Origin of the sequence: Arthrobacter sp. N199823 (assembly GCF_002929705.1) — a bacterium.
GTDB lineage: Bacteria > Actinomycetota > Actinomycetes > Actinomycetales > Micrococcaceae > Specibacter.
Genome location: NZ_PJIN01000001.1, coordinates 158,479 through 179,238 on the forward strand (window position 1 = coordinate 158,479; position 20,760 = coordinate 179,238).

20 protein-coding genes and 1 tRNA gene are annotated in these 20,760 nt (G+C 61.5%); 9 read left to right on the forward strand and 12 right to left on the reverse strand.

The window, feature by feature from the left end; all coding sequences use genetic code 11:
• The first annotated feature begins 59 nt into the window (after window positions 1-59).
• Together fdhD and CXQ93_RS00695 are read left to right on the forward strand one after the other, a co-directional pair.
• Window positions 60-893, forward strand: a complete 834-nt coding sequence (gene fdhD, locus CXQ93_RS00690; protein WP_104108579.1) for a formate dehydrogenase accessory sulfurtransferase FdhD — start codon at window positions 60-62, stop codon at window positions 891-893.
• 77 nt (window positions 894-970) lie between these two features.
• The gene (locus CXQ93_RS00695; protein WP_104108580.1) at window positions 971-2,032 is read left to right on the forward strand and encodes an alpha/beta hydrolase; all 1,062 of its coding nucleotides are present in this window, start codon (window positions 971-973) and stop codon (window positions 2,030-2,032) included.
• Between the two features lie 67 nt (window positions 2,033-2,099).
• On the opposite strand, the gene CXQ93_RS00700 is transcribed toward CXQ93_RS00695, so the two are convergent.
• From CXQ93_RS00700 to CXQ93_RS00725, 6 genes are all read right to left on the reverse strand, one after another.
• Window positions 2,100-2,471, reverse strand: coding sequence for a hypothetical protein (locus CXQ93_RS00700; protein ID WP_104108581.1), 372 nt, complete (start codon window positions 2,469-2,471; stop codon window positions 2,100-2,102).
• A 46-nt stretch (window positions 2,472-2,517) separates the two neighbouring features.
• Entirely contained in the window at window positions 2,518-4,005 is a 1,488-nt protein-coding gene (locus tag CXQ93_RS00705; RefSeq protein ID WP_146073122.1) for a hypothetical protein, read from the reverse strand.
• Complete coding sequence (locus CXQ93_RS00710) at window positions 4,002-4,859, reverse strand: hypothetical protein (protein ID WP_104108583.1); 858 nt, start codon at window positions 4,857-4,859, stop codon at window positions 4,002-4,004. Before CXQ93_RS00710 ends, CXQ93_RS00705 begins: the two co-directional genes overlap by 4 nt.
• Window positions 4,860-4,992: 133 nt before the next feature.
• Window positions 4,993-5,799, reverse strand: coding sequence for an amino acid ABC transporter ATP-binding protein (locus CXQ93_RS00715; RefSeq protein WP_104108584.1), 807 nt, complete (start codon window positions 5,797-5,799; stop codon window positions 4,993-4,995).
• Entirely contained in the window at window positions 5,786-6,445 is a 660-nt protein-coding gene (locus tag CXQ93_RS00720) for an amino acid ABC transporter permease (RefSeq protein WP_104108585.1), read from the reverse strand. Before CXQ93_RS00720 ends, CXQ93_RS00715 begins: the two co-directional genes overlap by 14 nt.
• Before the next feature lie 31 nt (window positions 6,446-6,476).
• The gene (locus CXQ93_RS00725; protein WP_104108586.1) at window positions 6,477-7,286 is read right to left on the reverse strand and encodes a transporter substrate-binding domain-containing protein; all 810 of its coding nucleotides are present in this window, start codon (window positions 7,284-7,286) and stop codon (window positions 6,477-6,479) included.
• Between the two features lie 275 nt (window positions 7,287-7,561).
• Here CXQ93_RS00725 and CXQ93_RS00730 point away from each other — a divergent pair, with 275 nt between their 5' ends.
• Together CXQ93_RS00730 and CXQ93_RS00735 are read left to right on the forward strand one after the other, a co-directional pair.
• Entirely contained in the window at window positions 7,562-9,463 is a 1,902-nt protein-coding gene (locus CXQ93_RS00730) for an ABC transporter ATP-binding protein (RefSeq protein ID WP_104108587.1), read from the forward strand.
• Window positions 9,464-9,565: 102 nt separating this feature from the next.
• Entirely contained in the window at window positions 9,566-10,756 is a 1,191-nt protein-coding gene (locus CXQ93_RS00735) for a M20 family metallopeptidase (RefSeq protein ID WP_104108588.1), read from the forward strand.
• A 40-nt stretch (window positions 10,757-10,796) separates the two neighbouring features.
• Here CXQ93_RS00735 and CXQ93_RS00740 read toward each other — a convergent pair whose 3' ends face one another.
• From CXQ93_RS00740 to CXQ93_RS00765, 6 genes are all read right to left on the reverse strand, one after another.
• Window positions 10,797-11,204, reverse strand: a complete 408-nt coding sequence (locus CXQ93_RS00740) for an NUDIX domain-containing protein (protein WP_104108589.1) — start codon at window positions 11,202-11,204, stop codon at window positions 10,797-10,799.
• A 182-nt stretch (window positions 11,205-11,386) separates the two neighbouring features.
• Window positions 11,387-11,722, reverse strand: a complete 336-nt coding sequence (locus tag CXQ93_RS00745) for a YnfA family protein (RefSeq protein ID WP_104109138.1) — start codon at window positions 11,720-11,722, stop codon at window positions 11,387-11,389.
• 48 nt (window positions 11,723-11,770) lie between these two features.
• The gene (locus CXQ93_RS00750) at window positions 11,771-12,268 is read right to left on the reverse strand and encodes a hypothetical protein (RefSeq protein WP_104108590.1); all 498 of its coding nucleotides are present in this window, start codon (window positions 12,266-12,268) and stop codon (window positions 11,771-11,773) included.
• A 124-nt stretch (window positions 12,269-12,392) separates the two neighbouring features.
• Window positions 12,393-13,307, reverse strand: a complete 915-nt coding sequence (rarD, locus tag CXQ93_RS00755) for an EamA family transporter RarD (RefSeq protein ID WP_104108591.1) — start codon at window positions 13,305-13,307, stop codon at window positions 12,393-12,395.
• An 83-nt stretch (window positions 13,308-13,390) separates the two neighbouring features.
• Window positions 13,391-13,462, reverse strand: a tRNA-Arg gene (locus CXQ93_RS00760).
• Between the two features lie 49 nt (window positions 13,463-13,511).
• A complete protein-coding gene (locus tag CXQ93_RS00765; protein WP_104108592.1) occupies window positions 13,512-14,138 on the reverse strand; it encodes a hypothetical protein in 627 nt (208 codons plus the stop codon).
• Window positions 14,139-14,170: 32 nt separating this feature from the next.
• On the opposite strand from CXQ93_RS00765, the gene CXQ93_RS00770 reads away from it, so the two are divergent.
• The 5 genes from CXQ93_RS00770 to sucD all read left to right on the forward strand — a co-directional run bounded on the left by CXQ93_RS00770 (window position 14,171) and on the right by sucD (window position 20,756).
• Window positions 14,171-15,040, forward strand: a complete 870-nt coding sequence (locus CXQ93_RS00770) for an inositol monophosphatase family protein (protein WP_104108593.1) — start codon at window positions 14,171-14,173, stop codon at window positions 15,038-15,040.
• 90 nt (window positions 15,041-15,130) lie between these two features.
• The gene (gene pcrA, locus CXQ93_RS00775; RefSeq protein WP_374953377.1) at window positions 15,131-17,650 is read left to right on the forward strand and encodes a DNA helicase PcrA; all 2,520 of its coding nucleotides are present in this window, start codon (window positions 15,131-15,133) and stop codon (window positions 17,648-17,650) included.
• 3 nt (window positions 17,651-17,653) lie between these two features.
• On the forward strand, window positions 17,654-18,418 hold the full coding sequence (locus CXQ93_RS00780) for a hypothetical protein (protein WP_104108594.1): 765 nt from the start codon (window positions 17,654-17,656) through the stop codon (window positions 18,416-18,418).
• Window positions 18,419-18,668: 250 nt separating this feature from the next.
• Entirely contained in the window at window positions 18,669-19,838 is a 1,170-nt protein-coding gene (sucC, locus tag CXQ93_RS00785) for an ADP-forming succinate--CoA ligase subunit beta (RefSeq protein WP_104108595.1), read from the forward strand.
• Window positions 19,839-19,853: 15 nt separating this feature from the next.
• On the forward strand, window positions 19,854-20,756 hold the full coding sequence (sucD, locus tag CXQ93_RS00790; RefSeq protein WP_062291944.1) for a succinate--CoA ligase subunit alpha: 903 nt from the start codon (window positions 19,854-19,856) through the stop codon (window positions 20,754-20,756).
• Window positions 20,757-20,760 lie beyond the last annotated feature (4 nt).

Sequence of the window (20,760 nt, forward strand, 5' to 3'; positions counted from 1 at the left end):
CTTCATCGTGGAGCATCTACTGTTGATCTTAGACGCTTTAGTTTTTTGAAAGGACTTACATGGGACGGCTCATCCGCCGGGTCAAGGCCACCAAGATCAACATCACCGATGGTCGCCGAGTTGTACGCGAGGAAGCATTGGCCGTAGAGGAGCCCCTCGAAATTCGTTTAGGGCACGAGTCCTTCACTGTCACCATGCGCACCCCGGGCGATGATTTCGACCTGGTGGCAGGTTTCCTCGTCTCGGAAGGGATCATCTTTGAACCCGAACAGCTGATTTCGCTGCGATTCTGTGCCGGCGAGGACGAAAACGGGCAGCAGACCTTCAACGTGGTTGAAGCCCAGCTGCGCCCCGATGTGGCCATGCCATTACCGGCCGCCCAACGCCATGTGACCACCTCCAGCGCGTGCGGGATTTGCGGTACGGCCTCCATCGACGCGGTGCACAAGTCATCGCACTTTAGAATCGCCGCGCCCGCGGATGAGATCCTCCTGTCAGCATCTGTCCTTGCAGCGCTGCCTGACACGCTGCGGGAACAACAGAAGTTGTTTGAAAAGACGGGCGGCGTCCACGCGGCGGGGCTGTTTGCTCCGGATGGGGAGCTCCTCTCATTGCGCGAGGACGTGGGCCGGCATAACGCCGTGGACAAGGTGGTGGGTGCCGCCTTCAGGGAAAAGCAGCTTCCTCTGGCCAATACCATTTTGCAGGTGTCGGGAAGGGCCTCGTTTGAGCTCGTTCAAAAGGCAGCGATGGCAGGGGTGCCGATGCTCGCGGCCGTGAGTGCGCCGTCGTCCCTGGCCGTTGAACTGGCCCAAACCGCGGGGATCACTTTGGTGGGTTTCAGCCGCGGCAGCACCTTAAACGTGTACACGCATCCGGGGCGCGTAGGATGACGCCACAGTTGAAAGTCCGGTAGCTGTGGTCTGTAGTTTGTGGACCAGGGGTTCTGCGGGCTGAGGAGGAGAACTACATGCCGAAAAGTTCAGGTTCGGTCCGTGCGCTTTCGATCGGTGCACTGCGAGGCGCCATTCGCGCGGTCGCCGCACTGCCGGAAGCGGTTCAGCAGCTGATCGCCGGCAAGCCCATTGAGATTGATGGCCAACGGTTGTATACGGAAATACAGATGGCGTTGCGGCTGCTCAATACGCTCCCGGAATCGGAAGATCTCTCCTTGGCGCAAGCACGGGAACAGACCGAGGATGCGGCCCTGTTGCTTGGCTTGAATACTCCGGTGGGGCAAGTGCGGAACATTGCTATTCCGACCCGTGCAGGCTCGGTGGGTGCCCGCGTTTACATCAATGATCCAGCCGCCCCGGTGGACGCTGCCGTGGTCTACTTTCATGGCGGAGGATGGGTGGTGGGTGGCCTCGATTCCGCGGATTCGGTGTGCCGCTACATTGCAGCCCAGGTGAACGTGGCAGTGATTTCGGTGGACTATAGGCTGGCGCCGGAACATCGCTTCCCGGCCGGGCTCGAAGACGCCATTGACGCGTACAAGTGGGTGCGGGCACAGCAGCAATGGGGCGAGGTTGTTGTGGTGGCCGGTGATAGTGCCGGCGGTACCCTCAGCGCGGCGGTATGCGCCGAGACGCTTGATGTGGGTGCGCCGGATTACCAACTGTTGTTCTACCCAGCGACGGATTTTTCGAGGAAACGACGCTCGTATGAACTGTTCGGCGAAGGCTTCTTCCTCACCAGCAGCAAAATGGATTGGTACCGGGAGCGTTACCTGAGCGACCCCGAGCAAGCCACCGATCCTCGGGTCTCACCCCTCCTGGCCGAGCTGGCCGGACATCCGCCAGCGCACGTGGTGGTCGCGGGGTTTGACGTGCTGCGCGATGAGGGGCTGGCCTACGCCAATAAGCTTGAAGCGGCCGGAACTCCTGTCACGCGGCAGATCGCTGCCGGACACGTCCATGCCTTTGTCAATGTCCTGGGCGTTGGCAAGACCGGACGCCGGGAGCTCGGTATTGCTGTTGACGCTCTGCGAGCGGGGGTTGCCGCGATTCGCAGGTCCAGGATTGAATCTTAGAACGTTCCGCGGCTGTACCTTGAAATCGCTGAACCTTGAAATTTCGGTGGATTTCTCGGTAACCCGGTTAGTGCGCCCCGGTGGCGAATTCCCTGATCTGATCCACAGTGGGTGTGACGGGGAGCCCTAACGCTGAGGGCCGGATGCCGTTTTCCTCATCACCCTCAGTGAAGACGTAGTAGGACACTGAGATGGTGCCCCTAGTGGAGCCGGAGGTGTCGGCAAAGGTGTGCAGAGAATCGGAGAGCACCGATTCCAAGGAGGCATTCGCGGAGGCAGTGATACGGACTGTGATGCGTGTGCTCATCCCGTTGTTGGTGTTGTAGTTGGTGCTGACGTGAACTACCCCGGGGACGTCGGCCAGTGCGGCGTCCATGTCTTTGACAAAGGATGCACCACCATTGGAGCAGGCGGCCAGAAGTGCTGCGAAGAGTCCCATAAGAAGAACCATACGCAATCTGCGAGCTTTTATACCCATGGTGGATTTACCTCCGGCCTACGGGGATGTCTACAGCGCTCACTCTGTCGGGATCGTTGCTGAGGAAGACATCCATGGATGGATCTTGTTCGTACGAGCCTATGCCAGGGTACTTCGAGGTGTTGGCCAAATCATTCTTGTATAGGTCCGTTGCATGATTGGTGGAGACATCCCGGACGTCCTGGACCAAATTGCCAATAGGCGACGGCGCATAATGCAGGATGTTGCCCAAAGCATCACGTGGCGGGTCATCCATGGTGACAACTGTGACATTGGGCGGAGTGCCCGGCATGTTGAAGTTGGTGTCCAGCCCACCCAGATCGAGCTTTGGAACAAGATCGCCCTGGTGCTGCGCTTCAAGCACGTGGACGCGCGGGTCAATGTCCACACCGTTCACGGGGGAACCTACTGTCACCACATTGGTGACGTTGTACCGATCCATGAAACCGGGGTCAGAGGCAAGGGCTGCCGCGATCATGCCGCCCTGGCTGTGTCCAGCCAGCAAAACCGGTGCGCCCGGTGGAATGCCTGCCTGTTGCATGGCCAGCTCGATGGCCCTTTGGGCGGAGCTGGATTGACCCGCCATGACCATCAAGTTGCTGGTCAGGTCTCTGCCCTGCCCGCTGCCGTTGATCCCCCACGTCTCGGTGCCGGGGATGTTGACAATGTAGGCCATGCTGCCGTCAGGCTGTTCCACACTGACGACCCGCACATCCCCGTCTGGTGTGCCCGGGGTTCCTGCCACGTTGTAGGCGTCCTCGACACCGCCAAAGATGGAACTAATGGAGTTGGGAAGCTGTAACTGGTGATCGGAACTATCGCTGACAGGTTGCGGTTCCCCAGCATAGGGCTGTCCGTCCTCGAAAAGATTGAGGTTGACGTGCCCGCCGGTAAGGACGCTCACTCCGGTGCTGAAGCTACTTCCCAGAACCAGACCGGCCGAGGCCACAATTCCAGCCAGCGAGGGTGGATTGCCGTCCAGCCACTGGCCGGCCATGCCCAGAAAATGACTCAAATGCCCGGCACCCGTGGTGGCAGCCTTATTGATAGCGGAAAAATCAATCTGCTGAGCAATCCAGCTGAGCCCGTCCTCAACCGCATTAACCACGTTGTCAGCGGCGTCATGGACGCCGTCCACAACGTTGCCCACGCCATCAGTGACGTCATCCCACAAGTCGCGGCCGGCGTCGACGATGTCATCCCACAGGCTGCCACCGCCCCCGGTATCCACAGCGCTGGCGCGTTCCTGCTCAGCAATTTCACGCAGCAGTTGGGTTGCCGCGTCCTCCAATTCCCGGGCCGTGGTGCTCAAGCGTTTCCTGTTCGCCGGCCACTGTGCGCGGAACCGCTGGCTGTCCGGGCCGTGCCATCCCGTGCGAGCAACCGTATGGCCGAGAGAGGCTCCCGCCTGCTCCAGTTGGGCGGCCGATTTTTTCAGTATCTTGACGAGCTCGCGGCAGTCCGCGGGATCCAGCCCCTGCATCCCCGTGCTCACTGGGCGTCTCCCTCAGTAGCAGCCGGAGCTGCAGCCTCAGCCGCTGCCAGGGCGTCGTGTGCTCCGACCACCGCGAATACCAGCTCGTGGGCAATGTGTCCGGCGGGCACCTCGGTCAGTCTCACTTCCTGGGCTTCGCCGCTGGCGTCTGGGCTGGATGGTGTGGAGCGGGTGGTCACCGAATAGAGCGTCTGGCCCTGTACCGACCACATGCCGGAGAAAACCCGTGGCGGAAGCCCGGGCGCTACAGTGGTGACGCTGAGCGTGATGTTTGCGTCCTCGGCAGGAAGCGACGCTGGCGGGGTTCCTGCGCCAATGACCACCGACGGCTCGGAGTTCAAGGTCGCGGCTTGAGCACCAGCACGGACAACGTCCAACGGAGGCAGCAATCGGGACACCGCGCCCCACACGTTCTCCTCGTTGAACAGCGTGATTTCCATGCTGTCCTCGCTACCGGTGATGGTGGTGCCAGCCGGACCCTGCTCAGAGATATGCCGCTGGTGGACGGCCAGCCCGCGCCCGGCCCGCAGCCCCACAGCGCTGGTGGTACTGACACCGTTGTACGTGCCCCGCGCCGTCACCGTGATGGGAGCCGTTAGAAGAAGTGCGACGGCGCCCGTCCACTGCCGCGTGACCTCACCTGGCAGCGGGGACATATTCAAAGTATGCAGTTCTGCCCAGCCAGCAGCTGTGGCCTCTTCGCTGAGGCTAGCGGGGGCTTCGGTAGCCTCTGCGGGCCCGGTGGTGGGAAGTCCCAGCGTGGCGCTGGTTGATTCGCACAGCAATGTCCAGGCGGCGGTGCTCATCTGCACACGACGCAAAATGATGGGGCGTGCCGTGGATGATTCAGTCATGTGTTTCCCCTGGGTCAAGGTCGTAATATGTGCCGGCTGGAACCTCCAGCCGGCACGTGAAGCAACTTTGTACCAAGATATGTCATGTCGTGCGCCGTTGGCGATGGGGTGGCCTCCCCATCGGATGCAGGGCCTAGATTTCGTGAAGCAGGCGCCGCACGAACGCCTGTGTGCGTTCTTCCTTGGGGTTGCGCAAGACCTGACTGGCCGGACCGCGTTCCACCACCACGCCGCCGTCCATGAAGACCACCTCATCGGCTGTCTGACGGGCAAAGGCCAGCTCGTGGGTCACGATCACCATGGTCCACCCTTCGTCAGCGAGTTCCTTAATAACGGCAAGGACGTCATCCACCAGCTCAGGATCAAGGGCCGAGGTGGGCTCGTCAAACAGAAGCAATTGCGGCTTCAGCGCTAGGGCGCGCACAATACCAACACGCTGCTGCTGGCCACCGGAAAGTTCAAAGGGGTAAGCATCGCGTTTGTCCGCCAGGCCCACGCGCGCCAGCAGCTTTTCGGCCTCGGCCACAACCTCAGAGCGAGGACGCTTCTGCACCTGAACCGGGCCCTCGATGACATTTTGCAGGACAGTCTTATGCGGGAAGAGGTTGTAGTGCTGGAACACCATGGCGCTGCGGTCACGCAACGCCGCAACCTCAGCAGCCCGGGCTTTTTTTGAGGCCGCGGCATCACCGAAGTCAACGGTGAGCGCTTGTTCAGTGGAGGCGTCCCGGGCACCTACGGTGACTTTTCCGGCGTCGGGCATCTCAAGTCCATTAAGGGAACGCAGAATGGTGGTCTTGCCCGAACCTGACGGGCCAATGAGTGCCACCACCTTGCCGCGGGGGACAACGAGATCGATGCCGCGCAGCACGGTGTTGCTGCCGAACGCCTTGGTCAGGCCACGAACTTGCAGGACTGCTTCAGTATCAGTGGGCAACATAGCGGTCCAACCTCTTTTCCACACGGGTCTGGGCAGTCGACAAAACGAGGCAAATGACCCAGTAAATGAGAGCAGCCTCAAGGTAGAGCAGCATGAATTCCCGGCTGAAAGCGGCCACCTGCTGGGCTACGCGGAACAATTCGGTGACCAGAATCAGCGACGCCAGCGAGGTGTCCTTGACGAGCGAAATGAAGGTGTTGGACAGCGGCGGGACGGACACGCGGGCGGCCTGGGGCAAGATGATCCGCAGCAGCGTCTGATTGCGTGACATGCCGATCATGTGCCCAGCTTCCCACTGGCCGCGGGGCACCGAAAGGATAGCGGCGCGAATGATCTCGGCCGCGTAACCGCCCACATTCAAGGAGAAAGCGATGATGGCGCTGGGCCAAGGATCGAGCTTCACCCCGATTGCGGGCAGCCCGTAGAAGATCACGAACAGCTGTACCAACAGGGGAGTGCCGCGGATGATCGAGACGTAGGCCCGGCCCACGCCACTGGCCAGTTTGTTCGAGCTAATGCGCATGACAGCAATGATCAGCGCGATCAGCAAGCCCAGTACAAACGAGGCCAGTGACAGTGGAATGGTGCCCTTGATGGCGCCCAATAGCATGGGGCCTAAGGAACTCCAGAAGAGATTAAAGTCCATGGCTGAACTCTAGCGGGTTCGGAACCGTCGCTTACTTGCTGAAGTCTTCGCCGAAGAACTTTTCGCTTAGCTTGGTCAAAGTGCCATCTGTGCCGAGATCCTTCAGCGCCACGTCAACGGCGTCTTTGAGGGCAGTGGAGCCCTTGCGGAAGGCGATGGAGGCATCGGAGGATTCATCAGTTGTTGCGACGATCTTCAAACCCGAGTTAGACGTGCTCTTGAAGTAGTCATCAACCGTGAGCTTGTCATTGACGCTGGCATCAACACGGCCTTCTTGCAACAAGGCGGCAGCCTGGGCCCAGCCTTCAACGGCTTCCACCTTGGCGCCCTTGGAGGTGGCCAGCGCGTACCAGTTACTGGTCAGCGACTGGGCTGTGGTCTTGTCCTTGAGATCGTCAAAGGACTTGATGTCCGTGTTGCTTTCCAGGGTAACGAGGACGCCACGGGAAACCGTGTACGGGGTGGACAGCTCATACTGTTCCTGGCGTTCGGGGCTGACCGTCACCTGGTTGGCGACGGCGTCAAAGCGACTGGCTTCCAGACCGGCAAAGATGGACTCAAACTGTGTTTCTTCGAACTTGGCCTTCACACCGAGCTTGTCGGCAACAGCCTTGGCGACCTCGACGTCGTAACCGGTCAGATCGCCGGCGCCGCCTTCGTGGTAGCTGAACGGCTTGTAGGTGCCCTCGGTAGCGAACACGATCTCGCCAGCTTCCTTCACGCTGCTCAGGGACGTGTCCCCGCCAGTAGAGGTACCCGTATCCGAAGTGCCGCCGCACGCCGCCAGGACCAGCGAAGCTGCTGCAAGTAATCCGACGACTCCAAAGCTGCGACGATTCATTTCTATGTTTCCTTAGCTGTTGCTGATGCTCAATTGTGAATTGCCGCGGAGGTTTTAACTCGCGGCGGGTCCGTCTTTGGACGCTACCACTGTGGAACCACAAAACGAGTGGCAATATTTCCTTCCAAGTAGCCACAATGATGTTGGTGATGTGGATCTCGTGCCCAAGACGTGCCTGCAGCGTGCCTGCAGCGGAATCGGACCACGGGAATTCCCAAGGCCGGGCCGGGCGTTTAGGCTTATAGCTTGCCCACTTAATGATGAGGAACACACGCATGAGTATGGAAGGCGCGGCCTGGAGCTCACTTTGGAGCACCATGCGCTCGGACAAGTCCAATGGCGCAATCTCGAAGGACACCCTGCGCCGAACCATCCTGTTCGCCAAGCCCTACAGCCGCAAGTTGTTGGTCTTTGTGGTGTTGTCGGTTATCTCGGCGGCGCTTGCGGTGGCCACTCCGGTGTTGGCTGGCCAGGTGGTGGATGCCATTGTGGCGAAATCTGCCGTGGATGTGGTGGTGCGGCTGGCAGGCCTCATTGCGATCGTGGCGGTTTTGGATGCCGGGCTCTCGCTAGTGATCCGCTGGATTTCTGCGAATCTGGGTGAGGGGGTCATCCTGGATCTGCGTACCGCCGTGTTCGACCACGTGCAGCGCATGCCCATCGCCTTCTTCACCCGAACCCGCACGGGCGCGCTGGTGAGCCGACTCAATAACGATGTCATTGGCGCCCAGCAGGCGTTTTCCGGCACGCTCTCAGGCATTGTTTCCAACTCTGTTCAGCTGGTGCTGACGCTCATTGTCATGCTGAACACCTCGTGGATGGTGACGCTGCTAGCCCTGGTGCTGCTGCCGATCTTCCTCATGCCTGCCCGCCGCTTTGGCCGCCGACTGGCTGGGTTACGCCGCGAGGCCGCCGACCTGAACGCCGATATGAGCACGCAAATGACAGAGCGCTTCTCCGCCCCCGGAGCCACCTTGGTCAAGCTGTTTGGCCGCCCCGCCGAAGAGTCCCGCGAGTTCGCCTCGCGCGCCAACCGGGTCCGCGACATTGGCGTGCGCACCGCGATCATGCAGTTCGTGTTCTTCACGGCGCTCATGTTGGTCTCCTCCCTGGCACTGGCGCTCGTGTATGGCTTGGGTGGCGCTCTAGCCATCGGTGGCACGCTTAACGCGGGCGACGTCGTCGTACTGGCCCTGCTGTTGACGCGCCTCTACGCTCCGCTCACCGCCCTGGCGAATGCGCGCGTGGACATCATGAGCGCCCTGGTCTCCTTTGACCGGGTGTTTGAGATTCTCGATCTGAAGCCGCTGATTGCCGAAAAGCCCGTGCCGGTGGTGCTGCCAGCGGGTCCGCTTGCCGTGGAATTCTCCGACGTCCGCTTCGCCTATCCGTCGGCTGACAAGGTCTCGCTCGCCTCGCTCGAAGATGTTGCCGTGCTGGACACGCGCGGCGGTGAGGACGTGCTGCACGGGATTTCCTTCCGCGCCGAGCCCGGCCAGACCATTGCGCTGGTGGGTTCCTCGGGGGCTGGCAAGTCAACCATCGCGCAGTTGCTCTCTCGCCTGTACGACGTCGATTCCGGCACCGTGCGCTTGGGGGGCGTGGACGTGCGGGAGCTGTCCTTCGATGGCCTCCGCGCCGGCGTTGGGATGGTCACGCAGGACGGGCACCTGTTCCACGAATCCATTCGCTCCAACCTGCGCCTGGCCAAGCCCACCGCCACAGATGCGGAGATTTGGGATGTACTGAACCGGGCCCGGCTCTCGGCCTTCGCGGAGGCGTTGCCCGACGGTCTGGATACCGTGGTGGGGGAGCGCGGCTACCGGCTCTCCGGCGGTGAACGTCAGCGTCTGACCATTGCGCGCCTGTTGCTGGTGCAGCCCGCCGTCGTAATTCTTGATGAAGCCACCGCCGCTCTTGACTCCACGAATGAGGCCGCCGTGCAGGCCGCGCTCGGCGAGGCTTTGGAAGGCCGGACGGCTCTGGTTATCGCGCACCGGCTCTCCACCATCCGTTCCGCCGACATGATCCTGGTCTTGGAGGCTGGGCGCATTGTTGAGCGCGGCACGCACGATGAGCTCATTGGCGCCGGTGGGCGCTATGCGGAACTGCACGACACCCAGTTTGCCCAGGCCGTGGCCGCCGTTGCGGACGCCGAGGTGCCGGAAGGCAACTAGGGCTTCTATCAGCAAGGCGGCCCTGCCTCGGGCCAAGTGGAACTTTAAGGATGTATCTTCTGTGGGACAGCAGTGTTTCCTGCACCACCTGAAAGGTACTACATGTCGTTCATTGCATCCGGAGCCGAAATTCTCGGGGATTTGGTGGCCATTCGCCGCGATCTTCACAGGAACCCGGAAATTGGCTTGGATCTGCCCCGGACACAGGCGAAGGTCCTTGCCGCCATTGACGGGCTGGATCTGGAAATCACGCTCGGTCAGGAAACTACTTCTGTGGTCGCCGTGCTACGTGGCGCCGCGCCTGGGCCCACCGTCCTCCTGCGCGGCGACATGGACGCCCTGCCCGTCAAGGAATTGACAGGGCTGGACTACGCCTCAAGCAACGATTACATGCACGCCTGCGGGCACGATCTCCACGTGGCCGGCTTGGTGGGAGCCGCCCGCCTGCTGGCCGCCCGCCGCGACGAGCTCGCCGGCAATGTCATCTTCATGTTCCAGCCCGGCGAGGAAGGGTACAACGGGGCCGGCGTCATGCTGGGTGAGGGGCTCCTTGACGCCGCGGGGGAGAAGCCAATTGCCGCCTACGCCATCCATGTGGGGCCGGGGCCTAGAGGTGTATTCATGACCAAGCCGGGCCCCATCCTGGCCGGTGCCAACGAATTGCACATCACCGTCAACGGGGTGGGCGGCCATGGTTCACAGCCGCACAGCGCCAAGGATCCCGTCCCGGCGCTGCTGGAGATCGGTACGGCCCTGCAGACCATGGCGACCCGAAAATTCAACGCCTTTGACCCGGTCATCATCTCGGTTACCCAGCTGTCCGCCGGCGAGGGGCTCAACGTCATTCCCGAATCGGCGTCATTGGGAGCCACCGTGCGGACCCTGTCCAAGGCTTCCACTGACAAGCTCGCCACGGAATCCAAGCGGCTGGCCGACGGCATTGCCGCAGCGCACGGCTGTACCGCCGACGTGAAATTCGTGGTCACCTACCCGGTCACCCGAAATGATCCAAGTACGACGGCGGATACCCTCACCACCCTGCGTGCCCAGTTCGGGGAGGAGCGTGCCGTGGACATGGAAACAGCCATCATGGGGTCGGAGGATTTCTCGCTCGTGCTGGAGGAAGTTCCCGGTACATTCGTGTTCCTGAACTGCTCACCTGAGGGGCTGGACTTGGCCACCGCCGAGTTCAATCATTCGCCACGCGTTCTGTTCGACGACGGTGTCCTTGGCGACCAGGCTGCAGCTCTCGCCCAGCTCGCCTACAGCCACCTCGGTCCGCAGCAAGGCTGACTTCCTCGTCGCCGTCGTACTTCCTGCAAGGTAGCCTCGACTAGTTGCTCAGCCGGGGGAGGACGTACTCGGTCAGTAGCGGGGCGAGGTCGTCAAAGTCCGCGGCGGCGTCTAGATACATCCAGCGCAGTTCTGCGATTTCGGCTGCCGGAACTACCGAATCGGCGTTCCATTTCCCGGGGGCTGTAAAGACTGTCGCCTCAATGTCAGTGTTGGCTTCGTTGGCGGCGGTGCCGTGCCAAACACCCATGAGTTTGAGGTCTGCGGCGGCGATCTCCAGGCCCACTTCTTCGGACAGCTCCCGAGACCCGGCTTCTGCTGCGCTCTCGCCCAGTTCGGGCTTGCCGCCAGGGTGCATGAACTTGTCGGTGCCGTTCTTGCGGACTGTGAGGAGCCGTCCGTCGTGATCGTAGATGCAGACGGCGGATACTTTCAGGACGTTTTTCACGTGTTCAATCCTATCGGGTGCATGCTTCTACACTGTTCCGCTGTGCCCCTCCGCGCCCGCCCCGCCCGCGAAGATGCAGTAGTTGCTAATGATTGCGAGAAACATTAGCAACTACTGCATCTTCACGGGCTGTGGGGGAGAGGTCAGTGGTGGGAGCGGGTAGTGCGGTTGGGGCGCGAACACTAGACCGGGCGGGGCGCGAACATGATGATGCTGACGCCAGCCAGAGCCACGAGGGCGCCGATGATGTCCCAGCGGTCGGGCGTGAATTTGTCCACGATCATGCCCCAGACAAGTGAACCGGCAATGAAAACCCCGCCGTAGGCGGCCAGCACCCGGCCAAAATTGGCGTCTGCCTGCATGGCTGCAATGAAACCGTAGGCGCCCAGCGCAATAATGCCCAATCCGGCCCACCACCACGCTTTGTCTTCGCGCACGGCCTGCCAGATCAGCCAGGCACCGCCAATTTCAGCCACAGCGGCAAGTGCGAACAGGATAATTGTTTTGGCGATACTCATGGATTCATCATCCCCTGCCGCTGAGGGAGAGGCACCGCCCATGCAGCATCATGATCCAAACCAGGGGACTGTCTTGTGCTGCACTGGTGTCGCGTTGTCCGTCGGCTGGATCTCAAGTTCAAACGAGGAGACGGCACCGGCCAATTCACGCAGTGACACCCGGTTCACGCCCGGGGCGCACGGCAGGTGCAGGCTGTTTTGTGGTTCGGCAGCGTCCTCGTCCTGAAATTGTGCCGCCATGGTCAGCTGCGTATAACTCGTCAGCCGCAAGCCGGCGGCGCCCACCCGTAGTGTGCCAGACGCCTCCCGGACAATCCTGCCAGCACCATGCCGGTTCACCAGCTGGAATGGTTCATTGGCAGCGTCGTCTCCTGGATAGGCGATGAAGGCGTTGCCAAAGTTCATTTGCTCAACGAACCGGTCCAGGAGTTGTGACAGAGTCCAGTCTGCCCCAACGAAACCGTCATAGTGCTCCGGGGAAACCAGGACCAGAAAACCGTCCTCGTCAAAAGGGAAGAACACGTTGAACGCCAGGGACTGGTTCATGGACTTGAGTCTAGCGTGGCCAGTATTTTCTACTGTCAGCTGACGGAGCGTCGGGAAGAACAGCCCAATCGCTGAGGGAGCGTCCGTGGAAATACCCCAATCGCTGATGGAGCGTCCGTGGTGGTCAGGGCTTGGGGAGAGCCTTGCGCCTGCTATCCACGGCCAGCAGTAGCAGCGCTAGCAAGATGGGGCCGTAGGTGAACAGAGCTGACCAGCCCAGGGTCTCGCCCAGAAAGAGTGAAACGCCCATCAGTAGGACCGGCTCTACGTAGCTCAGCAGTCCAAACAATGACAGCGGCAGCCACTTGCTCGCCAGCAAATATAGGGCCATGGCAATGCCGCCGAGAATGCCGATGGACCAAGCCGCCCACAGCCCGTTAGTGCCACCGCCGGAGCCCATACCGTGAGGGCCGGCCAGAATGAAATACGCGCCAACGGGCAGTAAGACGAGCAGCTCTGCCGCAAACGCCGGCAGATGATCGAAGCCAATCTTGCGTCGCAGCACAAAGTAAATGGGGTAGCCCAGACACACCACGAGTGTGGGCCAGGCCAGTCCGCCCGCGGAGAACGCCTCATGGGCAACTCCCACGGCAGCGGCAGCAACGGCCAATTTACGTAACGGGCTGAGTTTGTCGGCAAAGAACACCCGCCCGGCCAGCACCATGGTCAGCGGCAGTAGGAAGTAGCCGAAGGACACAGATAGTGCCACACCATTCAAGGGTGCCCACATGAAAAGCCACAGCTGGACCCCGACAATCCCGGCTGCTAGTAGCCCAGGCAGAAGGAGCGCCGGCCGACGTCGAACTTTAAAGAGAAGGTTCCGGAGCTCAGCACGCGCCCCGGGAAGAAACGGGAAGATCGCACCCAGCGTGGCAAGAGTTAGGACCACGCGCCAGCCAAAAATTTCCTCGGCGCCCCACCCCGGCAACAGCCCGGCGATCAGAAAGATGACGGCGAACAGGAACGAGGCAACGAGGGAGGTAGCTACGCCGCGCCCGGCATGAGTATGGGAGCTGGGGGAAGTGAGTCCGGAATCCATGGCCGTGCTCTCTTTCTCACAGGCGCCCTCTCACCTGCGCCGGAAATATCCGGCGCGGCCGCGATGTGTGCGGGCATGAAAAGTGCCCCCGCCGGGGATCGAACCCGGATCTGCCCTTTAGGAGAGGGCTGTCTTATCCATTGGACTACAGAGGCGCGTCCCCAAGCCTAGCGGAACAGGCAGTCAAGCAAAAAACGGGAGGGGTCAGGCCTGCTCGGGCGCGGGCTTCTTGGGGCGGCCCAGGAACAGCGCGACGCCGATCGCCAGCAGTGACGCAATTAACAGCATCCAGGATGCCGTGACCAGCCCTGACGCCAGAGACACGGCTCCGGAATCAAGGGTTTCGGCGCCGAGCATGGAATCCACGGCCGCGTTGGCCCACAGGGATATCGCGGCAAAGGCCAGCGGCAACACCCAAAGCGTCCAGCGCAGCGCCTTCTTGGCCACGTTGCTGGCAATGACTGTCAGTGCCGTGATGGCGAAAATCAGGGCAAACAACGTCCCGGCGGTTTTGCCCACATAGTTCAGCTGGCCCAGTGCATCGGCGTTCATGGCCAGGCGCAACGCCTCAACATGGTCTGTGCCAAATCCAAAGACGAACGACTGCGGCATGGCCAGACCGTCGGCGAGGTCCTTCATCTGATTCAGCGTCAGCAAGTGGAAGTACGCGAACAAGAATAAACTGGCCACGGAACCGGCAATCAGGATCAGATTCGCGTTGCCCTGCGCCTTCGCCGGAGTACGCGAGGTGCTGGTGTTGACGATGGGCGCGCGGGCGCCAGTGGCAGCCTTGCCATGCAGGGCGGCGCGCTGTGCGGGAGTTTTAGCCATGATCTCATTATCGCCCAGATTAGGCTTACCCCATGGCAAACCTTGAGAATTCAGCGCCCAGCGACAGCGAATTGGCGGCGAAACTCCTCCGCGAGGCCGGCGCCCTGGCCCTGTCCATCCGCTCCGAAGGCATCGACGCCCTGCACGCCGGGCGCCACATCAAGAGCAACGCCGCCGATTTTGCAACGGCCGCCGACCTCGCCGCAGAGAGCCACTTCTTCAATGCCCTGCGCGCCGCCCGCCCTGAGGACTCCATTTTGGGCGAGGAAGGCGCCGGCCACGTGGGCACCTCGGACCGCACGTGGGTCATCGATCCCGTCGATGGCACCTATAACTTCACCAGCGGCTCTACTTATTGGTGCTCGGCGCTGGCTCTGGTCCGTTCTTCGTCCCTCGCCACCGATGAACGCACCCCTGAAGGTTCGACGCCGGACCCGCTCACCCGCGCTGAGGTGCTGCTGGGAGCCGTGTTCCAGCCCGAGGAAGACAAGCTGTGGATGGGTGGCACCGGCGTTCCGGCCACGCTGAACGGGCAGCCGATCCACACCCTTGCGCCAGCGTTGGTGGGGTCGCTGTCTGCCGGAACCTACATCCACCCCGGGTGGCTGGCCCAACCCCGAGCCGCCGTGCCGTGGCAGCGGGCAGCCGAGCTGCCGGCCACGCTGCGCATGATGGGCTCCGGTTCCTGCGATCTTGCCCGGGTGGCGCAAGGCGAGCTGGGCGTGTGGTTCCAACACAGCGTGCCATCCTGGGATTGGCTCCCTGGCAAAGGCATCGTGGAGGCGGCGGGTGGGGACACCGCCGTCGTCCATGTCAATGGATTGGACTGGCATGTTGCTGGCCCTGCACGTGCCGTGACGGAGCTTGCCGCAGCGCTAAGAACTGCAGAACTTCCGGCGTAGCTGGGGGCGAGGAGCCGGGGCCTGACGGGCGAGCTGGGGGAGCGCGTGGGAATGTCAGTGGGGCGAACTACACTGGATTGCACCATGGATATGTTGTTTGACCCTTACCCCCAGAAGCCCAAGCCCACGATGAGTGCAGGTGCCGGGCTGCCCGCGTGGCAGCCTTTTGAGCAGGAAGATCCCGGCGCCGACATGCCGGAATTCGCCGGAGCAGCCCCTGCCTGGGAGCGGCACGCGCAGCCGGAGGAGCCTTCGCAGCGTCGCTGGCCCGATCCTGCCGAACTACTCGAGGGCATGAATCCGCAGCAGGAAGCCGCAGTAGTCCACACGGGCTCACCGCTGCTCATTGTGGCCGGTGCAGGCTCGGGAAAAACCCGGGTACTCAGCCACCGCATTGCGTATTTGTTGGCCACGGGGCAGGCGCATCCGGGGCAGATTCTGGCCATCACCTTCACGAACAAGGCCGCCGCGGAAATGCGCGAACGCATCGAGGCACTCATTGGGGACGCGGCGAAGAGCATGTGGATTTCCACGTTCCACTCGTCGTGCGTGCGGATTCTGCGCCGCGAGGCCAAGACCATCGGGCTGAATTCCAACTTCTCCATTTATGATTCGGCCGATTCGCTGCGCCTGATTACCTTGGTGGCCAAGGGGTTGGATCTGGACCCGAAGAAGTTCACGCCGAAATCGATCATGCACAAGATTTCAGCACTGAAAAATGAACTCATCGACGACGATGAAAACTCCATGAACACCAATTTCAGCGACCCCTTCGCGGCGGCCGTGGCCGAGGTTTACAAGGGCTATGCCCAGCGTCTGCGCCAGGCCAACGCCATGGACTTCGATGACCTGATCGCCCAAACGGTGTATATGTTCCGCGCCTTCCCGGGTGTTGCTGACTACTACCGGCGCCGTTTCCGGCACGTCTTGGTGGATGAGTACCAGGACACCAACCACGCCCAATACGCGCTGGTGAAGGAAATTGTGGGCACCGAAGCCAGCGGCGATGTGGCTCCCGCCGAGTTAACTGTGGTGGGCGATTCCGATCAGTCCATTTACGCGTTCCGCGGCGCGGACATCCGCAACATTGTGGAGTTCGAGCAGGACTACGCCAACGCGGCCACCATCAAATTGGAGCAAAACTACCGCTCCACACAGAACATCCTCAGCGCCGCCAACGCCGTGATTTCGCGCAACCCCAATCGCCGAGAGAAGCGGTTGTGGACTGCCGAGGGCGACGGCGAGAAGATCGTGGGCTATGTGGCCGAATCCGAGCATGAGGAGGCCCGGTTCATCGCCAAGGAGATTGACAAGCTCCAGGACGAGTCCGATCTGCGCCCCGGCGACGTTGCCATTTTTTACCGCACCAACGCCCAGTCACGCGCCATTGAGGACATCCTGGTCCGCGTGGGCCTGCCCTACCGCGTGGTGGGTGGCACCCGTTTCTACGAGCGCAAGGAAATTAAGGACGCCCTCGCCTACTTGCGTGCTCTGGTCAACCCGGACGACGACGTCAACTTGCGCAGGATTCTCAACGAACCCAAGCGCGGGATTGGCGACAGAGCCGAAGGTGTTGTCGCGGCGCTGGCCGAACGCGAGCGGATTTCCTTCTCGGCGGCCATGGCCCGTGCCGATGAAGCTCCTGGCATTGCCTCCCGCTCGCTGAACGCTGTTAACACCTTTGCCAAGATGATGGGTGACTTGGCCGAAATCGCTGCAACGTCCACACCTGCCACGGCGCTGGAAGCTGTCTTGGAACAAAGCGGCTACCTCGAAGCGCTGCGCACCAGCACCGATCCGCAGGACGAATCGCGGGTGGAAAACTTAGCTGAGCTGGTCGCGGTGGTGCGTGAATTTTCGCAAGACAACCCGGAGGGGACACTCGGGGAATTCCTGGAACAGGTCTCTCTAGTGGCTGACGCAGACCAGATTCCCGATGCGCCCGGTGGCTCCGAGGCTGAAGCTGCGGCTGCCGTCGCTGAGGCCAAGCGGCTGGGTGTGGTCACGCTGATGACCTTGCATACGGCCAAGGGGCTGGAATTCCCTGTGGTGTTCTTGACGGGGCTGGAACATGGTTTGTTCCCGCATTCGCGTTCCGCAACAGACCCCAAGGAACTCGCGGAGGAGCGGCGGTTGGCCTACGTGGGGCTCACCCGCGCCCGCAAACGGCTGTACATCACCCGTTCGGAAGTACGCAGTTTGTGGGGCCAGAGCCAGTACAACCCGGCCAGCCAATTCATCGATGAGATTCCGGCCGAACTGATCGAGTGGAAGCGTGAAGGTACCTCACGGGTGGCCCCGGTGGCGGGAAACTTCGGATCCAGCCGCTACTCCGGCTCCTCATGGGGGGCAGGAACGGCCGTGGGTGGCCGCGATTCCGGGGCCCTGCCGCCGAGCATCTCCGCCCGCACGGCGGCCGGACGCGTGGAACCGCAAAAGGAAGTCATTTCCGTCAGTGTGGGGGACAAGGTCAACCACACCAGCTTCGGCAACGGAGTCGTACTGGAAATCAGCGGCTCCGGCGATAAGACCGTGGCCAAGGTGCGCTTTGAGATTGGTGAAAAGCGATTGCTGCTGCGCTATGCGCCGCTGGTGAAAGAAGAGGGTTAGCGGATGGGAAGTGCTCTACGCAGACCTGGCGCTTTGTTGGCAGCCGTGCTGGCAGCCGTGCTGTGCCTGGCCTTGTCAGGGTGCATCACCGTGCCGAATCCAGCTCCCGCGCCCACTCTCAGCCAAGGCCCCACGGATCCGCCCGGCTATGTGGAGCGCTTGAAAGCCACACCCGTGGACAAGCCCACGGATGCGCCGGATAGCTCCGAGCTGCCGCAGTTCGTCACTGATTCACGCAACATTGCCTGTGTTTTCACCACCTCGCAGGCCGGTAACCTGAATCAGCCGTGGGAGCCCAATAACTACGGAGACCGGGCCAACGAGGCGGCCCCAATCATCCCCGTGGCCCACTGTGAGATGGCTAGCTACCCAGCCCCTGCCCAGGGTGACATTGCGGATAATTGCGCAGGCACCAACATCGGATACCTCGGCGGCACAGCCCTGTTGTACCCGGACCGAGCCGTTTACGGCGGATGCCGGGCGGGGGTTACGGCTGTGGAAGCGGCTTTCGGCATCGACGGAACGGCCAACCAAGACATGGCGAGCATTCCAGTTTTAGCCCCGGGTCATGCCATGGAGGCTCAAGGTTATCGCTGTGCTCCCTTGGATGACGGTGTTGCGTGCGCCAACTTGGCCGCCGGGGTGGGATTCTTCATTGCAGCCGGAAAATATGAGCTCTTCGGGCCCGGCACCAAGGAAAAACCTGCGGAAAGTTCCAGCGCAAAACCTCAACCGCAGGCCACGGAAACGACTAAGGCCGCGAGCTAGCCCGGTTCTGAGTAGCTCAGGGAAGGCTCGGCTGCGGCTCACTAACGGGCCACTGTCGGGCCAGCGCAAGGGGCGGAAGCCGCGGAAGGAGGGGCACGCCGTCGTACATCTCCTGTGGCCAATGTGAGCCGAATAACCCGTTAACACTGTGGTGTATTAGTCAAATATGTGCTTGCGGTGTGAGACGGTAATGTGTGAAAGGGGCTAATACCCCCAAAATCACTACTTCGACGCAGAAGGACACTAATCCGTGGACCTGTTTGAATACCAGGCGCGCGACATGTTTGAGGCTCACGGCGTTCCCGTGTTGGCCGGCATCGTGGCGCACACCCCTGAAGAAGCAAAGGCAGCAGCCGAGAAGATTGGCGGCGTAACCGTCGTCAAGGCACAGGTGAAGGTCGGTGGCCGCGGTAAGGCTGGCGGCGTCAAGGTAGCCAAGAACGCTGAAGAAGCGTTTGGGTATGCCTCTGACATTCTCGGCATGGACATCAAGGGTCACACCGTCAACACGGTCATGATCGCACAGGGTGCAGACATTGCCGAGGAGTTCTACTTCTCCGTACTGCTGGACCGCGCCAACCGCAACTACCTGGCCATGTGCTCGGTAGAAGGTGGCATGGAGATCGAGGAGCTCGCCGTTGAGCGCCCCGAGGCTCTGGCCCGCGTTGCAGTAGATCCGGCCGTCGGCATCGATGCGGCCAAGGCCGACGAGATCGTAGCGACCGCAGGCTTCAACGCCGAGCTGGCTCCGAAGGTTGCCGCTACCATCATCAAGCTGTGGGACGTCTTCGTCAAGGAAGATGCAACCCTGGTTGAGGTCAACCCGCTGGTTCTCACCGGCGCGGGCGACATCGTGGCTCTGGACGGCAAGGTCTCACTCGATGAGAACGCTGACTTCCGTCACCCGCACCACCTGGAACTCGAAGACGCAGCTGCTGCTGACCCGTTGGAGGCCAAGGCTAAGGCTGCGGACTTGAACTACGTCAAGCTCGACGGCGAAGTCGGCGTTATCGGTAACGGTGCCGGCCTGGTTATGTCCACGTTGGATGTTGTTGCTTACGCTGGCGAAAACCACGGCGGCGTCAAGCCCGCCAACTTCTTGGACATTGGCGGTGGAGCATCCGCAGAGGTCATGGCCGCTGGTTTGGACGTCATCCTCAATGACCCCCAGGTTAAGAGCGTTTTCGTCAACGTCTTCGGTGGCATCACTGCGTGTGACGCTGTTGCCAAGGGCATCGTTGGCGCACTGGCCGAGCTCGGCTCAGCTGCTAACAAGCCGCTGGTTGTCCGCTTGGACGGCAACAACGTTGAAGAAGGCCGCCGCATCCTCAACGAAGCCAACCACCCGTTGGTAACCCTGGCCGCCACGATGGACGAGGGCGCCGACAAGGCTGCCGAACTCGCCAACGCTTCAAAGTAGAGGTTTAGAAAACTTATGTCTATCTTCTTGAACAAAGATTCCAAGGTCATCGTCCAGGGCATCACCGGCGGCGAAGGCACCAAGCACACCGCCCTGATGCTCAAGGCTGGCACCCAGGTTGTTGGCGGCGTCAACGCACGCAAGGCCGGCACCACGGTTGTTCACGGCGACGTTGAACTGCCCGTCTTCGGTGCAGTCACCGAAGCCGTTGCCGCTACCGGCGCCGACGTCTCCATCGTGTTCGTCCCCCCGGCATTCACCAAGGACGCCGTCGTTGAGGCCATCGAAGCCGGCATTCCGCTGGTTGTTGTCATCACCGAAGGTGTGCCGGTACAGGACGCTGCTGAGTTCTGGGCACTGGCTCAGTCCAAGGTTGACGCTAACGGTGAGCAGATCACCCGCATCATCGGCCCGAACTGCCCCGGCATCATCACCCCGGGTGAAGCACTGGTTGGCATCACCCCGAACAACATCACCCAGAAGGGCCCGATCGGCTTGGTCTCCAAGTCCGGTACCTTGACCTACCAGATGATGTTCGAACTGCGCGACCTGGGCTTCTCCACCGCGATCGGCATCGGTGGCGACCCCGTCATCGGCACCACTCACATCGACGCACTCGCTGCGTTCGAAGCTGACCCGGAGACCAAGGCCATCGTCATGATTGGTGAAATTGGTGGCGACGCTGAAGAGCGCGCAGCCGAGTACATCAAGGCTCACGTCACGAAGCCCGTTGTTGGTTACGTTGCAGGTTTCACCGCTCCTGAGGGCAAGACCATGGGCCACGCTGGCGCCATCGTTTCCGGCTCCGCAGGTACGGCTCAGGCCAAGAAGGAAGCCCTCGAGGCTGCCGGTGTCAAGGTTGGCAAGACGCCTTCCGAGACCGCAACCCTGCTGCGCGAAGTTTTCGCAGCTCTGTAATTCT

Excerpts from the sequence above, each read along its gene's own strand:
- fdhD (WP_104108579.1), top strand. The coding sequence starts at position 60 with ATGGGACGGCTCATCCGCCGGGTCAAGGCCACCAAGATCAACATCACC.
- CXQ93_RS00695 (WP_104108580.1), top strand. The coding sequence starts at position 971 with ATGCCGAAAAGTTCAGGTTCGGTCCGTGCGCTTTCGATCGGTGCACTG.
- CXQ93_RS00700 (WP_104108581.1), bottom strand. The coding sequence starts at position 2,471 with ATGGGACTCTTCGCAGCACTTCTGGCCGCCTGCTCCAATGGTGGTGCA.
- CXQ93_RS00710 (WP_104108583.1), bottom strand. The coding sequence starts at position 4,859 with ATGACTGAATCATCCACGGCACGCCCCATCATTTTGCGTCGTGTGCAG.
- CXQ93_RS00715 (WP_104108584.1), bottom strand. The coding sequence starts at position 5,799 with ATGTTGCCCACTGATACTGAAGCAGTCCTGCAAGTTCGTGGCCTGACC.
- CXQ93_RS00720 (WP_104108585.1), bottom strand. The coding sequence starts at position 6,445 with ATGGACTTTAATCTCTTCTGGAGTTCCTTAGGCCCCATGCTATTGGGC.
- CXQ93_RS00725 (WP_104108586.1), bottom strand. The coding sequence starts at position 7,286 with ATGAATCGTCGCAGCTTTGGAGTCGTCGGATTACTTGCAGCAGCTTCG.
- CXQ93_RS00730 (WP_104108587.1), top strand. The coding sequence starts at position 7,562 with ATGAGTATGGAAGGCGCGGCCTGGAGCTCACTTTGGAGCACCATGCGC.
- CXQ93_RS00735 (WP_104108588.1), top strand. The coding sequence starts at position 9,566 with ATGTCGTTCATTGCATCCGGAGCCGAAATTCTCGGGGATTTGGTGGCC.
- CXQ93_RS00745 (WP_104109138.1), bottom strand. The coding sequence starts at position 11,722 with ATGAGTATCGCCAAAACAATTATCCTGTTCGCACTTGCCGCTGTGGCT.
- CXQ93_RS00750 (WP_104108590.1), bottom strand. The coding sequence starts at position 12,268 with ATGAACCAGTCCCTGGCGTTCAACGTGTTCTTCCCTTTTGACGAGGAC.
- rarD (WP_104108591.1), bottom strand. The coding sequence starts at position 13,307 with ATGGATTCCGGACTCACTTCCCCCAGCTCCCATACTCATGCCGGGCGC.
- CXQ93_RS00765 (WP_104108592.1), bottom strand. The coding sequence starts at position 14,138 with ATGGCTAAAACTCCCGCACAGCGCGCCGCCCTGCATGGCAAGGCTGCC.
- CXQ93_RS00770 (WP_104108593.1), top strand. The coding sequence starts at position 14,171 with ATGGCAAACCTTGAGAATTCAGCGCCCAGCGACAGCGAATTGGCGGCG.
- pcrA (WP_374953377.1), top strand. The coding sequence starts at position 15,131 with ATGTTGTTTGACCCTTACCCCCAGAAGCCCAAGCCCACGATGAGTGCA.
- CXQ93_RS00780 (WP_104108594.1), top strand. The coding sequence starts at position 17,654 with ATGGGAAGTGCTCTACGCAGACCTGGCGCTTTGTTGGCAGCCGTGCTG.
- sucD (WP_062291944.1), top strand. The coding sequence starts at position 19,854 with ATGTCTATCTTCTTGAACAAAGATTCCAAGGTCATCGTCCAGGGCATC.